Annotated in this window: 11 protein-coding genes; 8 read left to right on the top strand and 3 right to left on the bottom strand. The window is 57.4% G+C overall.

Annotation, left to right across the window (positions count from 1 at the left end; all coding sequences use genetic code 11):
• Positions 1 to 87 precede the first annotated feature (87 nt).
• From sspA to nanQ, 7 genes are all read left to right on the top strand, one after another.
• The gene (gene sspA, locus ACEPLT_RS20085; RefSeq protein ID WP_008502830.1) at positions 88 to 726 is read left to right on the top strand and encodes a stringent starvation protein SspA; all 639 of its coding nucleotides are present in this window, start codon (positions 88 to 90) and stop codon (positions 724 to 726) included.
• Positions 727 to 731: 5 nt separating this feature from the next.
• The gene (gene sspB / locus ACEPLT_RS20080; RefSeq protein WP_032676057.1) at positions 732 to 1229 is read left to right on the top strand and encodes a ClpXP protease specificity-enhancing factor; all 498 of its coding nucleotides are present in this window, start codon (positions 732 to 734) and stop codon (positions 1227 to 1229) included.
• Positions 1230 to 1321: 92 nt separating this feature from the next.
• A complete protein-coding gene (gene nanR, locus ACEPLT_RS20075; protein ID WP_032675555.1) occupies positions 1322 to 2104 on the top strand; it encodes a transcriptional regulator NanR in 783 nt (260 codons plus the stop codon).
• A gap of 122 nt (positions 2105 to 2226) precedes the next feature.
• Positions 2227 to 3120 (top strand): N-acetylneuraminate lyase, encoded by an 894-nt coding sequence (gene nanA, locus ACEPLT_RS20070; protein WP_032675554.1) that lies wholly within the window; start codon positions 2227 to 2229, stop codon positions 3118 to 3120.
• A gap of 112 nt (positions 3121 to 3232) precedes the next feature.
• Positions 3233 to 4723 carry an MFS transporter gene (locus ACEPLT_RS20065; RefSeq protein ID WP_022651922.1) on the top strand — a complete coding sequence of 497 codons (1491 nt, stop codon included), beginning with the start codon at positions 3233 to 3235 and terminating at the stop codon, positions 4721 to 4723.
• A 46-nt stretch (positions 4724 to 4769) separates the two neighbouring features.
• A complete protein-coding gene (gene nanK, locus ACEPLT_RS20060; protein ID WP_032645685.1) occupies positions 4770 to 5639 on the top strand; it encodes an N-acetylmannosamine kinase in 870 nt (289 codons plus the stop codon).
• Positions 5636 to 6103 carry an N-acetylneuraminate anomerase gene (nanQ, locus tag ACEPLT_RS20055; RefSeq protein ID WP_047054290.1) on the top strand — a complete coding sequence of 156 codons (468 nt, stop codon included), beginning with the start codon at positions 5636 to 5638 and terminating at the stop codon, positions 6101 to 6103. Before nanK ends, nanQ begins: the two co-directional genes overlap by 4 nt.
• Positions 6104 to 6137: 34 nt before the next feature.
• On the opposite strand, the gene gltD is transcribed toward nanQ, so the two are convergent.
• Both gltD and gltB read right to left on the bottom strand, forming a co-directional pair.
• Positions 6138 to 7556, bottom strand: a complete 1419-nt coding sequence (gene gltD / locus ACEPLT_RS20050; RefSeq protein WP_032675552.1) for a glutamate synthase subunit GltD — start codon at positions 7554 to 7556, stop codon at positions 6138 to 6140.
• Between the two features lie 9 nt (positions 7557 to 7565).
• A complete protein-coding gene (gene gltB, locus ACEPLT_RS20045; RefSeq protein ID WP_219984009.1) occupies positions 7566 to 12026 on the bottom strand; it encodes a glutamate synthase large subunit in 4461 nt (1486 codons plus the stop codon).
• A 687-nt stretch (positions 12027 to 12713) separates the two neighbouring features.
• On the opposite strand from gltB, the gene ACEPLT_RS20040 reads away from it, so the two are divergent.
• Positions 12714 to 13655: a TIGR01212 family radical SAM protein gene (locus tag ACEPLT_RS20040; RefSeq protein ID WP_100245852.1), complete on the top strand. Its 942-nt coding sequence runs from the start codon at positions 12714 to 12716 to the stop codon at positions 13653 to 13655.
• On the opposite strand, the gene ACEPLT_RS20035 is transcribed toward ACEPLT_RS20040, so the two are convergent.
• Positions 13635 to 15137, bottom strand: a complete 1503-nt coding sequence (locus tag ACEPLT_RS20035) for a helicase HerA-like C-terminal domain-containing protein (RefSeq protein ID WP_163341278.1) — start codon at positions 15135 to 15137, stop codon at positions 13635 to 13637. The genes ACEPLT_RS20040 and ACEPLT_RS20035 overlap by 21 nt on opposite strands.
• Positions 15138 to 15178: the final 41 nt, after the last annotated feature.

Raw genomic sequence — 15178 nt, 5'->3', positions numbered from 1 at the left:
GTCTTCTCTGGGATGGGCGATACAACATCTGGCTGGCCCCTGTTGGGCTGGTAGCAGTAAAAATTCTGAATATACCTGGAGGTTTTCATGGCTGTCGCTGCCAACAAACGTTCGGTAATGACGCTGTTTTCTGGTCCTACTGACATTTATAGCCATCAGGTTCGTATCGTGCTGGCCGAGAAGGGTGTCAGTTTTGAGATCGAGCATGTGGAAAAGGATAACCCGCCTCAGGATCTGATCGATCTCAACCCGAGCCAAAGCGTACCGACGCTGGTGGATCGCGAGCTGACCCTGTGGGAATCCCGTATCATTATGGAATACCTGGATGAGCGTTTCCCGCATCCGCCGCTGATGCCTGTTTACCCTGTTGCGCGTGGTGAAAGCCGCCTGTACATGCAGCGTATCGAGAAAGACTGGTATTCGCTGATGAACGTGATCACCAGCGGATCCGCTGCCGAAGCCGACGCTGCGCGTAAGCAACTGCGTGAAGAGCTGCTGGCAATCGCCCCGGTGTTTGGTCAGAAACCGTTCTTCCTGAGCGATGAGTTCAGCTTGGTAGACTGCTACCTGGCACCGCTGCTGTGGCGTCTGCCAATCCTGGGCGTAGAATTCAGCGGTCCTGGCGCGAAAGAGCTGAAGGGCTACATGACTCGCGTCTTTGAACGCGACTCTTTCCTGGCATCTTTAACTGAACCGGAACGTGAAATGCGTCTCGGCCGAGGCTAATGACTGTGGAAATGTCACAACTTACCCCACGCCGTCCGTATCTGCTGCGCGCCTTCTATGAATGGCTGCTGGATAACCAGCTCACGCCGCACCTGGTTGTGGATGTGACGTTGCCGGGCGTGCTGGTTCCAATGGAATACGCACGTGACGGACAGATTGTATTGAACATCGCCCCGCGCGCGGTGGGTAACCTTGAACTGGCAAACGACGAAGTGCGCTTCAATGCGCGTTTCGGCGGCGTGCCGCGTCAGGTTTCTGTGCCGCTGGCTGCGGTACTGGCGATCTACGCCCGCGAAAACGGTGCGGGCACCATGTTCGAGCCGGAAGCGGCATATGACGAAGATGTTTCCAGCCTGAACGACGACGACGCAACCGATGAACGCGAAAGCGACACGGTTATGTCGCTCATTGATGGCGATAAACCCGATCACCAGGACGACAACGACCCTGACGACGATCCGCCACCGCGCGGCGGCCGTCCGGCGCTGCGCGTCGTGAAATAATCAAACAGGCCCATTGGGCCTGTTTTGCTTTCCGCCCCCTCTGATTTCCTGTGTTATGATGAATTGTTTTCCTTCTACGGCACCGGACTGCAATGAAACCGACTGATCTTAAAGCTGAAAACTCTGATGAAACCATTGGCCGCAGCCTGCGCCGTCGGCCGCTGGCGCGCAAAAAACTGTCTGATATGGTGGAAGAAGAGCTGGAGCAGATGATCCGTCGGAAGGAATTTGCCCAGGGAGAGCAGTTACCCTCCGAGCGCGAACTGATGGAGTTCTTCAACGTGGGTCGCCCCTCGGTGCGCGAAGCGCTGGCGGCGCTAAAGCGTAAAGGGCTGGTGCAGATTAACAACGGTGAACGTGCCCGCGTAACCATGCCGTCTGCCGATACCATCATCAGTGAATTGTCGGGAATGGCGAAAGACTTTCTGACCCAGCCCGGCGGTATTGCCCATTTCGAGCAGCTTCGCCTGTTCTTTGAATCCAGCCTTGTCCGTTATGCCGCAGAATATGCCACTGACGATCAGATTGCGCAGCTCACGAAAGCCGTGGAGATCAACAGCCAGTCCCTGGATGACAACACGCTATTTATTCGTTCCGATGTCGATTTTCACCGCGTGCTGGCGGAGATCCCCGGCAATCCGATCTTCAATGCGATCCACGTTGCGCTGCTTGACTGGTTAATTGCGGCGCGTCCTAAAGTGCCGGACGCAGAGCTTTATCAGCATAATGAAGTCAGCTATCGCCAGCATATCGCAATTGTGGATGCGATCCGCCGCCGCGATCCCGATGAAGCGGATCGGGCGTTGCAAACTCACCTTAACAGCGTCTCCGCCACCTGGCACGCTTTCGGCCAGCATTCAAAAGCCAAAAAATAACGATCCTTTAGTGAAGCAGATCGCAATATAAGCGTTCTGTATTCTACTGCTGCTTAATTGATCTGGTATAACAGGTATAAAGGTATGTCGTTATAACAAACACACGATCGATTGAGGTAACTATGGCAACGCAATTACGCGGCGTAATGGCCGCACTCCTGACCCCGTTTAACTCTGAGCAGATGCTGGATAAAGAAAGCCTGCGCCGTCTGGTGCGGTTCAATATTGAACAGGGTATCGATGGGCTGTACGTCGGCGGTTCAACGGGAGAGGCCTTTGTACAGAGCCTTTCGGAACGAGAGCAGGTGATGGAGATTGTGGCGGAAGAGGCGAAGGGGAAAATCACGCTCATCGCCCATGTTGGCTGCGTCAGCACGGCGGAAAGCCAGCAGTTAGCCATGGCCGCCGCCCGCGTCGGTTTTGACGCTGTATCCGCCGTCACACCGTTTTACTATCCCTTTAGCTTTGAAGAACATTGCGATCATTACCGTGCAATTATTGATTCGGCGGATGGTCTGCCGATGGTGGTCTATAACATTCCGGCGTTAAGCGGCGTGAAGTTAAGCCTGGATCAGATCAACACGCTGGTGACGCTGCCGGGCGTCGGCGCGCTGAAGCAAACCTCCGGCGATCTCTTCCAGATGGAGCAGATCCGTCGTGAACATCCGGATCTGGTGCTCTACAACGGTTATGACGAGATCTTCGCCTCCGGCCTGCTGGTCGGCGCGGACGGGGGGATCGGCAGCACCTACAACATTATGGGCTGGCGCTACCAGGCGATCGCTAAAGCGGTTCGTGAAGGGGATAACGCCACCGCACAGCGCCTGCAAAGCGAATGCAACACGGTGATCGATCTGCTGATTAAAGCCGGGGTGTTCCGTGGTCTGAAAACGGTTCTGCACTATATGGACGTGGTATCCGTGCCGCTGTGCCGTAAGCCGTTTGCCCCTGTGGATGAAAAATTCGTGCCAGCGCTGAAAGCGCTGGCGGAGCAGCTAATGGCGGAAAAACGCTAACGCATAGCCGGGGGCGCTTCGCCTTATCCGGCCTACAAAAACATGCTACGTAGGCCGGATAAGGCGCAGCCGCCATCCGGCAAAACGACAGAGAAATCGTCGGGAGAGTGAAATGAGTAAGTCTACCCAAAGCATCCCGTGGTACCGCCATCTTACCCGTCCTCAGTGGCGCGCCTTCTCCGCCGCCTGGCTGGGATATCTGCTTGATGGCTTCGATTTTGTATTGATAGCCTTAGTCCTGACAGAAATAAAAAGCGAGTTTGCCCTGACGACAGTGGAAGCGGCGAGCTTGATTTCGGCGGCCTTTATATCGCGCTGGTTCGGCGGCCTGCTGCTGGGCGCCATGGGCGACCGCTATGGCCGCAAGCTGGCGATGATCACCAGCATCGTGCTCTTTTCCTGCGGTACGCTGGCCTGCGGTTTTGCGCCGGGTTACGTCACCCTGTTTATCGCCCGCATGGTGATAGGCATGGGGATGGCGGGGGAATATGGCTCCAGCGCAACCTATGTGATTGAAAGCTGGCCAAAGCACCTGCGCAACAAGGCGAGTGGTTTTCTGATTTCCGGTTTCTCCGTCGGCGCCGTGGTTGCGGCCCAGGTCTACAGCCTTGTCGTGCCCGTCTGGGGCTGGCGGGCGCTGTTCTTTATCGGCATTCTGCCCATCGTCTTTGCCCTGTGGCTGCGGAAAAATATTCCGGAAGCTGAGGACTGGAAAGCGAAGCACGAAGGCAAAGCCCCGGTGCGCACCATGGTTGATATTCTGTATCGCGGCAAATACCGCGTCATCAATATGGCGATGACGCTGTTTGCCGGTACGGCGCTGTGGTTCTGTTTTGCAGGCGAACTCAACAACGCGGGGCTGGTCGTTATTCTCGGCCTGCTGTGCGCCATCGTCTTTATCAGCTTTATGGTGCAAAGCAGCGGTAAACGCTGGCCGACGGGCGTCACGTTGATGGTTGTCGTGCTCTTCGCCTTTCTCTACTCCTGGCCGATTCAGGCGCTATTACCCACTTATCTGAAAACCGACCTGGCCTATGATCCGTCAACGGTGGCGAAGGTGCTGTTCTTTAGCGGCTTCGGCGCGGCGGTAGGCTGCTGCGTGGGTGGTTTTCTCGGTGACTGGCTTGGCACCCGCAAGGCCTATGTCTGTAGCCTGTTGGCCTCACAGCTCCTGATTGTTCCCGTCTTTGCGATTGGCGGCGCCAATGTCTGGGTGTTGGGCTTGTTACTCTTTTTCCAGCAGATGCTGGGGCAGGGGATCTCCGGGATCTTACCCAAACTCATCGGCGGCTATTTCGATACCGACCAGCGTGCGGCGGGTCTGGGCTTTACCTACAACGTTGGCGCGTTGGGCGGCGCGATTGCCCCGGTGATTGGCGCGCTGCTGTCGCAGGATATGGCGCTGGGCACGGCCCTGGGGTCGCTCTCCTTTGGCCTGACGTTTGTGGTGATCTTGCTTATTGGTCTGGATATGCCCTCCCGCGTTCAGCGCTGGATCAGGCCAGAAGCCCTGCGTACGCATGATGCTATTGACGGTAAACCGCTGAGTGGCGCACTCCCTTTTGGTGCCAGTAAAAGCGGTCTGATCAAACACAAAGGATAAGCTGATGTCATTGCTAAACCAGAAGACAGCAGCGCGAGGCGGTGAAATGACAACCCTGGCTATTGATATTGGCGGCACCAAACTCGCGGCTGCGTGCGTGGAGGGGCAGACCATTACTGCCCGTCGCGAGTGTCAGACGCCTGCCAGCCAGACGCCGGAGGCGTTGCAGGCTGCGCTACAAACGCTGATTGCACCCTTTACGGCGCAGGCAACGCGGGTCGCGGTGGCATCAACCGGGATCATTCACAACGGTATTTTGACCTCCATTAATCCGTCTAATCTGGGCGGGCTGGCGGAATTTCCACTGGTGGAATTTCTCTCGGGAATAACCGATCTGCCGGTGATGGCGATCAACGACGCGCAGGCCGCCGCCTGGGCTGAGTTCTGCGCCTTGCCGGATGATGACGATATGGTCTTTCTGACCGTCTCAACCGGTGTCGGTGGTGGCGTGGTCCTCAATCGAACACTGCAAACGGGCAGCGGCGGTCTGGCTGGACATCTGGGTCACACGCTGGCCGATCCCGCCGGTCCGCGTTGTGGCTGCGGGCGAAGAGGGTGCGTTGAGGCTATCGCCTCGGGGCGCGGCATCGCTGCTCAGGCAGAAGGCGTATTGTCCGGGCTGGATTCGAAAGCGATATTCAGCCTTGCAGCGCAAGGTAATCCACAGGCACAGGCGCTGATTGCGCGTTCAGCGCAGACGCTGGCGCGTCTTATTGCCGATGTCAAAGCCGTGACTGATTGCCAGATTGTAGTTATTGGAGGCAGCGTGGGGCTGGCAGAGGGGTATCTGGGGCTCGTGGAGGCGTATCTGTCGCGGGAGCCCGCCGTCTATCAGGCCGCACTTCGGCCTGCACACTATCGCCACGATGCCGGGCTGTTAGGTGCGGCGTTGTTAGCACATGGAGACGCGTTATGATGCTGGGAGAGTTGCAGTCGCTGGCGACATCTGGCCTGACCGGGGTTCTGATCAATGCCCTCACGCTGGCCGTGGCGGCACGGCCAGAAGAGAAACGCCCTGGTCATTATGAACTCCAGGGCACGGATATCTTTATGAACGTGATGCAGTTTGCCACGCAAGAGCCGAAGCAGAAAAAGGCGGAACTGCACGCACAGTATATTGATATTCAGCTTCTGCTCGCTGGAGAAGAACGCATCTTTTTTGGGGTTATGGGGTCCGCGCGGGCGTGTGAAGAAATGCATAGCGCAGAAGATTATCAGCTTTGCCGCCACATCAATGATGAACAATCCATTGTATTAAAGCCTGGTATGTTCGTGGTCTTTATGCCGGGTGAGCCGCATAAGCCGGGATGTCTTGTTGAATCGGAGGGGGAAATTAAAAAAGCCGTGGTGAAAGTCCGGGCCAGCCTGTTAACCGCATAAAAAAGCCGGATGGGATGTCCATCCGGCTTGTCTCTTACACTTCCAGGAAGTTCATGATCCCGTCAGCCGCTTTACGGCCTTCGGCAATCGCCGTGACCACCAGGTCAGAGCCGCGAACGATGTCGCCACCGGCGAAGATTTTCGGGTTGCTGGTCTGGAACGCGTTATCGCTGCCTTCTGGCGCAATAATACGGCCCTGTGAATCCAGCTCAACGCTGTGCTTCGCCAGCCATTCCATGCTGTGAGGACGGAAACCGAACGCCATCACCACTGCGTCGGCCGGGATCACGTGTTCAGAACCGGCCACGATCTCGGCGCGACGACGGCCTTTCGCATCCGGTGCGCCCATCTCGGTACGCGCCATCTTCACGCCGCTCACTTTACCGTTGGCATTCACTTCAATACCCAGAGGCTGGATGTTGAACTGGAACTCCACGCCCTCTTCACGCGCGTTTTTCACTTCGCGCTTAGAGCCCGGCATGTTCTCTTCGTCACGACGGTAGGCGCAGATCACGTGTGCCGCATTCTGACGAATGGAGGTACGCACGCAGTCCATCGCGGTATCACCGCCGCCCAGCACCACCACGCGTTTGCCTTCCATGCTGACGAAAGGCTCATCGGCGGTTTCGCCGTAACCCATAATCTGCTTGGTGTTGGCAATCAGGAACGGCAGCGCGTCATAAACACCCGGCGCGTCTTCGTTTTCCAGACCACCGCGCATGGACTGATAGGTACCCACGCCCAGGAACACGGCGTCGTAATCCTTCAGCAGATCGTCGAGCTGTACGTCGCGGCCCACTTCTGTGTTCAGTTTGAACTCAATGCCCATGCCGGTGAAGATTTCGCGGCGACGGGTCATGACCTCTTTTTCCAGCTTGAAGGCCGGGATACCGAAGGTCAGCAGGCCGCCGATCTCCGGATGACGGTCAAAGACCACCGCCTTCACGCCGTTGCGGGTCAGCACGTCCGCACAGGCCAGGCCCGCCGGGCCCGCGCCAATGATCGCCACGCGCTTGTCAGTTTGCTTCACGCCGGTCATGTCCGGACGCCAGCCCATCTCAAACGCTTTATCGTTAATGTAGCGCTCGATGTTGCCGATGGTCACCGCGCCGAACTCGTCGTTCAGCGTACAGGAACCTTCGCACAGACGGTCCTGAGGACACACGCGGCCGCACACTTCCGGCAGGGTGTTGGTCTGGTGAGATAGCTCGGCGGCTTCAAAAATACGTCCTTCGTTGGCCAGCTTCAGCCAGTTCGGGATGTAGTTGTGTACCGGACATTTCCATTCGCAGTAAGGGTTACCGCAGGACAGGCAGCGGTCTGCCTGTGCTTTGGCCTGGCCTTCTGAAAACGGCTCGTAGATTTCAACAAATTCAATTTTGCGGATCTTCAGCGGTTTCTTTGGCGGATCAACACGCTGCAGGTCGATAAACTGGTATACGTTCTGGCTCATCTGAATTCCTTACTGCGCCTGCACGCGCAGCTCTGCTGCGCTACGACTACGGTGACCCAACAGGGCTTTAACATCGCTGGACTTCGGCTTAACCAGCGCGAATTTCGCAGAGAACGCCGGCCAGTTCGCCAGGATCTCTTCGCCGCGCGAAGAACCGGTATGCTGCACGTGTTCGGTAATCAAACCGCGCAGGTGTTCTTCGTGAATGGCCAGCGTGTCAACGTCCAGCACTTCTACCAGTTCAGGGTTCACGCGTTTACGGAACTCACCGTCTTCATCCAGGACGTAGGCAAAACCGCCCGTCATGCCTGCGCCGAAGTTCACGCCGGTTTTACCCAGAACGCAAACAATCCCGCCCGTCATGTATTCACAACCGTTATCGCCAATGCCTTCCACCACGGTGATAGCACCGGAGTTACGCACCGCAAAACGCTCGCCCGCACGGCCCGCGGCAAAAAGACGACCGCCGGTCGCGCCGTACAGGCAGGTGTTACCGATAATGCTGGCTTCATGGCTGCGGAAGGCTGAGCCGACCGGAGGACGTACCGCCAGAAGACCGCCCGCCATGCCTTTGCCGACGTAGTCGTTGGCATCGCCGGTCAGGTACAGCTCAACGCCGCCTGCGTTCCACACGCCGAAGCTCTGACCCGCAGTACCGCTGAAGTGTGCGGTAATCGGATCGGCTGCCAGCCCCTGGTCACCGTGCGTCTGCGCGATGTAGCCGGAGAGGGAGGCACCCACGGAACGGTCGGTGTTGCGGATATCAAACCAGAACGTTTTGCTCTGCTTCTCGTCCACATACGGTTTCGCCTGCTGCAGCAGCTGTGCGTTCAGCACGCCGTTGTCGAACGGCGGGTTGTTCTCGGTGCAGTAGACCGCTTTGCCAGGATGCGGCTGCGCGGTTTCCAGCAGCTTAGACAGCTCCAGCTTCTGCTGCTTGGCGGTGAAGCCTTCCAGCTCTTTCAGCAGGTCGGTACGGCCAATCAGGTCCACCAGACGCTTCACGCCCAGTTGCGCCATCAGCTCGCGGGTTTCACGGGCGATGAAGTCAAAGTAGTTGGTCACTTTGAACGGCAGACCGTGATAGTGATTCTTACGCAGCTTCTCGTCCTGGGTCGCAACACCGGTTGCGCAGTTGTTCAGGTGGCAAATACGCAGGTATTTACAGCCGAGCGCAACCATTGGGCCGGTACCGAAGCCGAAGCTTTCCGCACCCAGAATCGCCGCCTTGATGATGTCGAGGCCGGTTTTCAGGCCACCGTCCACCTGCAGACGGATCTTGTGACGCAGACCGTTAGCCACCAGCGCCTGCTGGGTTTCCACCAGGCCAAGTTCCCACGGGCAGCCCGCATATTTCACGGAGGAGAGCGGGCTTGCGCCGGTACCACCGTCATAACCGGCGATGGTGATAAGGTCCGCATAGGCCTTCGCCACGCCGGTGGCAATGGTGCCGACGCCCGGTTCGGAAACCAGCTTCACGGAGATCATCGCTTTCGGGTTGACCTGCTTCAGGTCGAAAATCAGCTGCGCCAGATCCTCGATAGAGTAGATATCGTGGTGCGGCGGCGGGGAGATCAGCGTCACGCCCGGTACCGAGTAGCGCAGTTTGGCGATGTACGGGGTAACTTTATCACCCGGCAGCTGACCGCCTTCGCCCGGTTTCGCACCCTGAGCGACTTTAATCTGAATCACGTCGGCGTTGACCAGGTACGCTGGCGTCACGCCAAAGCGGCCGGATGCCACCTGCTTGATACGGGACACTTTGTTGGTGCCGTAACGGGCAGGATCTTCACCGCCTTCGCCGGAGTTAGAGTTGCCACCGATGCTGTTCATGGCTTCCGCCAGCGCCTCGTGGGCTTCCGGGCTCAGCGCGCCGATGGACATCGCCGCGGTATCGAAGCGTTTGAACAGTTCGGATGCCGGTTCGACTTCGTCAATGCTGACCGCTTCATCACCCGGATTCAGGGCAATGAGGTCGCGCAGCGTCGCCGCCGGACGGTTGTTCACCAGCTCAGCATACTGCTGATAATCACTGTATTCGCCGCTCTGAACCGCCTGCTGCAGCGTGCGCACCACGTCAGGGTTGTAGGCATGATACTCGCCGCCGTGAACGTATTTCAGCAGACCGCCCTGATCCAGCGGCTTACGTGCCAGCCAGGCGCGCTTGGACAGGTTCACCAGATCCTGCTGGAAGTCAGCAAAACCGGCACCGCCGATGCGGCTGACCACGCCCTGGAAGCAAAGGTTGGCGACCTCATCATGCAGGCCGACCGCTTCAAACAGCTTCGAGCAGCGGTAGGAGGCAATGGTCGAGATGCCCATTTTGGACATGATCTTGTACAGACCTTTGTTGATGCCGTTACGGTAGTTCAGCATCACCGCGCGGTAATCTTTGTCGATCGCGCGGGTATCCACCAGACGGGCCAGCGTTTCATAGGCCAGGTACGGATAGATCGCCGTCGCGCCAAAGCCTAACAGCACGGCAAAGTGGTGCGGGTCGCGCGCGCTGGCGGTTTCAACAATGATGTTGGCGTCGCAGCGCAGGCTCTTATCCACCAGACGCGTCTGGATAGCGCCCACCGCCATTGGTGCAGGCACCGGCAGACGGTTTTTCGCGATGTTGCGGTCGGACAATACCAGCAGCACGGTACCGTTACGCACCATCTGTTCGGCTTTGTCGCACAGCGCATTCACCGTCTCTTCGAGGCTCGCGTCGTTCACGTCGAAGGTAATATCGAGCGTGTCGGCGCGATAGTGCTCCTCTTTCATGGTGGTGAGCTGTTTGAAATCGGAGTACAGCAGGATCGGCGATTTAAAGGTCAGACGGTGCGCCTGGCCTTCGGCCTCGCAGAAGACGTTCATCTCGCGACCGATGCTGGTGGCCAGCGACATCACGTGGGCTTCACGCAGCGGATCGATTGGCGGGTTGGTGACCTGCGCAAACTGCTGGCGGAAGTAGTCGTAAATGATGCGCGGCTGGCTGGAGAGCACGGCAAACGGGGTATCGTCACCCATAGAGCCGACCGCTTCCTGGCCGTTCTCACCGAGCACGCGGATGACGGAGTCCAGCTCTTCCGCGCTGTAGTTAAACTGCTTCTGGTAGCTGGCGAGGGTGTCATCGTCCAGCTCGCGGCTGCCCACTTCTTCATCCGACAGATCTTCAAACGGCACCAGACGACGCACGTTTTTCTCCATCCACTCTTTGTACGGATGGCGGCTCTTCAGATCGTTGTCGGTTTCGGCGGAGTGCAGGATGCGTCCACTGCGGGTGTCGATCACCATCAGCTCGCCCGGACCGACGCGGCCTTTCTCGACCACTTCGTCAGGCTGGTAATCCCAGATGCCGACTTCAGAGGCGCAGGTGATGAGCTTATCTTTGGTGATGACGTAGCGCGCCGGACGCAGGCCGTTACGGTCCAGGTTACACGCAGCGAAACGACCGTCGGACATGACGATACCCGCCGGGCCGTCCCACGGCTCCATGTGCATGGAGTTAAAGTCGAAGAACGCGCGCAGCTCAGGGTCCATATCCGGGTTGTTCTGCCAGGCCGGCGGCACGAGCAGACGCATGGCGCGCACGATATCCATCCCGCCCGCCAGCAGCAGTTCCAGCATGTTATCCATCGAGCTGGAGTCCGAGCCGGTTTCGTTCACGAACGGCGCGGCATCATGCAGGTCAGGGATCAGTGGCGTCTGGAACTTGTAGGTACGGGCGCGGGCCCACTGGCGGTTACCGGTGATGGTGTTGATCTCGCCGTTATGCGCCAGGTAGCGGAACGGCTGCGCCAGCGGCCAGCGTGGAACGGTGTTGGTGGAGAAGCGCTGGTGGAACAGGCAAATGGCCGATTCCAGACGCAGGTCCGCCAGGTCCAGGTAGAAGCGCGGCAGGTCAGCCGGCATACACAGACCTTTATAGATGTTCACCAGGTTAGAGAGGCTACAGACGTAGAACTCTTTATCGTCCTGGAGACGTTTTTCAATGCGGCGGCGGGCAATAAACAGACGGCGTTCCATATCACGCGGACGCCAGCCCGCAGGCGCATTGACGAAAATCTGTTCAATACGAGGCAGCGAGGAGAGGGCGATTTCACCGAGCACCCCTTCGTTGGTTGGCACATCGCGCCAGCCGACAATCGACAGGGTTTCACGCTGAAGTTCTTCTTCGACGATGCGGCGTGAGGCGGCAGCCTTTTCAGGATCCTGGTTCAGGAACAGCATGCCGACAGCGTAGTTTTTGGCTAAACGCCAGCCGCGCTCTTCCGCCACGATGCGGAAGAAACGATCCGGTTTTTGCAGCAGCAGGCCGCAACCGTCGCCAGTTTTACCATCGGCAAGAATGGCGCCACGGTGCTGCATACGGGCCAGTGCGTGAATAGCGGTACGCACCACCTTGTGGCTAGGTTCGCCTTCTATGTGGGCGATCAGGCCGAAACCACAGTTATCCTTCTCAAGGGATTTATCGTACAACATATCAGTGAACCTCCCCAGGCTCGTCGGGCTTCCCACTGAACTTTACCGTGGCGCACAGGCACAGAAAGAGCATGGCGACGGGGTTTGCGTTTCATACGCGGACCTCGCATTCGCCCTCTTTTTCATCCTTTCGCGCAGGTAAACAAGTTTGAGGACTTGCTTCAGAGGGAATCTCAATTACTGCATAAATATGATGAGCAGGCCGCTCATCCAGAAAGCTTCCAGCGGATTTCCAACTTATCGGGAATTGGTACACAGGTCAAATGGCAATCTTATTTATACAAAAATGTGCTAAAGAGAGTTTATCTGCCTGTATTTTAAGGCTATTTAACTAATTTTACATTGATTGATTGCCCTGAAAGAGCGCAGCGGAGTGTGATCTGACTCACTATATGAAAGCGGTATTATCCATGTAGCGTGCTGAATAGCGGTTTTATAGCAGAACAATAATCTGGCATTGGTCGAAAACCCGCATAAACACACTGTTTTTCAGTGATGGCGCTATAAATGAAAAAAACAATCAGAACATAAGGAAAAGTAATCACATGCGGCGTGAATGAAATTGCAGTAATCCTGAGTATTTATTCATATAGATAAAGGCCGTCCAGGGCGATTGATCCAGGTCATCGCCGACAGAGGCTAAAAATGGCAGGCTTGTCCCCTTTCTCCGGGACGGTCTATCAGATTATGCAGTTACAGAAATTAGTCAATATGTTTGGTGGGGATCTTTTGCAGCGCTACGGGCAAAAGGTTCATAAGCTGACGCTGCACGGCGGGTTTAGCTGCCCGAATCGCGACGGCACCATCGGGCGCGGAGGCTGCACCTTCTGTAACGTTGCGTCGTTTGCCGATGAAGCACAGCAACATAACTCTATCGCTGAACAGCTTGCTCATCAGGCCAGCCTGGTGAACCGTGCGAAGCAGTATCTGGCCTATTTTCAGGCTTACACCAGCACGTGGGCGGAGGTGCAGGTATTGCGATCGATGTATCAGCAGGCCGTCAGCCAGGCCAACATCGTTGGGCTGTGCGTGGGAACCCGCCCGGACTGCGTACCGGACGCGGTGCTGGATCTGCTCAGCGAGTACAAAGAACAAGGCTACGAGATCTGGCTGGAGCTGGGCTTGCAAACCGCACATGACAAAACGCTGCACCGTATCAACCGTGGCCATGATTTCGCCTGCTACCAGCGCACCACGCGGCTGGCACGCGAGCGCGGGCTGAAGGTCTGTTCACATCTGATTGTCGGTCTGCCCGGTGAAGGTCAACAGCATGGCCTTGAAACGCTGGAAAAAGTCGTTGAAACCGGCGTGGACGGCATCAAGCTTCATCCGCTGCATATCGTGAAGGGCAGCATTATGGCGAAAGCCTGGGAGGCCGGGCGGTTAAGCGGTATCGAGCTTGAGGACTATACGGTGACGGCGGGGGAGATGATTCGCCACACGCCAGCGGAGATTGTCTACCACCGCATCTCGGCCAGCGCCCGCCGTCCAACGCTTCTGGCACCGCTGTGGTGTGAGAACCGCTGGACGGGGATGGTGGAAATTGACCGCTACCTGCAGGAGAACGGCGTACAGGGTTCGGCGCTGGGCCGACCGTGGGTTCCGCGTCTAGCGGCGACGGCCGCCTAACAAACTCCCCAGCATGCCGCGCACGATCTGATTGGTGACCTGTCGCGCGGCGCTTTTCGCCATGGTCTGCACTACGCCGTCGCGTTTGCCGCCGCGCGGCCCGGTGCTGCCGAACAGGATGTCTTTGAGTCCACCAAGAATGCCGTCATCCACGGCGACAGACTGCCCTTTAGCGGCAGGCGCATCCTGCGATTCCGTTGTCGCCTGGACTCCTTTTTGCAGCATCTCGAAAGCAGATTCGCGATCCACCTCGTCTTCGTACTTCCCGTAAACCGGTGAGTGGTTAATCAGTCCGTTGCGTTCATCGTCGGTCACCGGCCCCATGCGCGAGCAAGGCGCAATGACCATGGCGCGTTCCACTACGGACGGGCTGCCCTTCGCATCCAGGAACGAGATTAGCGCTTCACCGGTGCCCAGCGCCTGAATGGCGGCTTCGGTATCAAAGGCCGGATTGGCGCGCATGGTTTGCGCGGCGGCTTTTACCGCTTTTTGATCTTTCGGCGTGAAGGCGCGCAGGGCGTGCTGTACGCGGTTACCGAGTTGTCCCAGTACGTTATCGGGGATATCCGACGGGTTTTGCGAGACAAACCAGACGCCGACGCCTTTGGAGCGGATCAGGCGGATAACCTGCTCGATCTTGTCCAGCAGCACCTGCGGTGCATCGTTAAACAGCAGGTGCGCTTCGTCAAAGAAGAAGACCAGTTTGGGTTTTTCCAGATCGCCCGCTTCGGGCAATTGTTCGTAAAGTTCAGAGAGCATCCACAGCAGGCTGGCGGCGTAGAGTTTCGGCATCTGGTAGAGCTTCTCTGAGCTCAGGATGTTAATAATCCCTTTGCCGCTACTGTCGGTGCGCATCCAGTCTTTGATATCCAGCATCGGCTCGCCGAAGAAGTGCTCGGCACCCTGTTGCTCCAGCGTCAGTAGGCCACGCTGAATTGCGCCCACTGAGGCGCTGCTGATGTTGCCGTACTGGTTCTGGAAGGATTTGGCGTTATCGCCGATGTACTGCGTAATGGCGCGCAGATCTTTGAAATCAAGCAGCAGCAACCCCTGGTCATCGGCAATACGGAAGATGATATTCAACACGCCGGACTGCACGTCGTTGAGGTTAAGCAAACGGGCCAGCAGCAAGGGACCGAGATCGGAGGCGGTGGCGCGCACCGGGTGGCCTTTTTCACCGAAGATGTCCCATACCACCACCGGGTTACCGTGCGGCGTCCAGTCCGTGATGCCGATATTCTTCAGCCGTTCGAGCAGTTTTTCAGAGGCGGTCCCTTCCTGAGCCACACCGGTTAAATCGCCTTTTACGTCAGCCATAAAGACCGGTACGCCAATCTCTGAAAGCGACTCCGCCAGCTTTTGCAGGGTGACCGTTTTCCCCGTCCCGGTCGCACCGGTGATCAGACCGTGGCGGTTCGCCATCGCGGGCAGTAAATAGAGCTCTTTTTCCAGCGTCCGGGCAATTAACAATGGTGTACTCATGATGCGCTTCCTCTCGTAGTCCTGGGTGGAGTATAGGCAAC

Source organism: Enterobacter sp. fkY84-1, from assembly GCF_052974705.1.
This window is presented reverse-complemented; position numbering and strand designations above follow the sequence as displayed.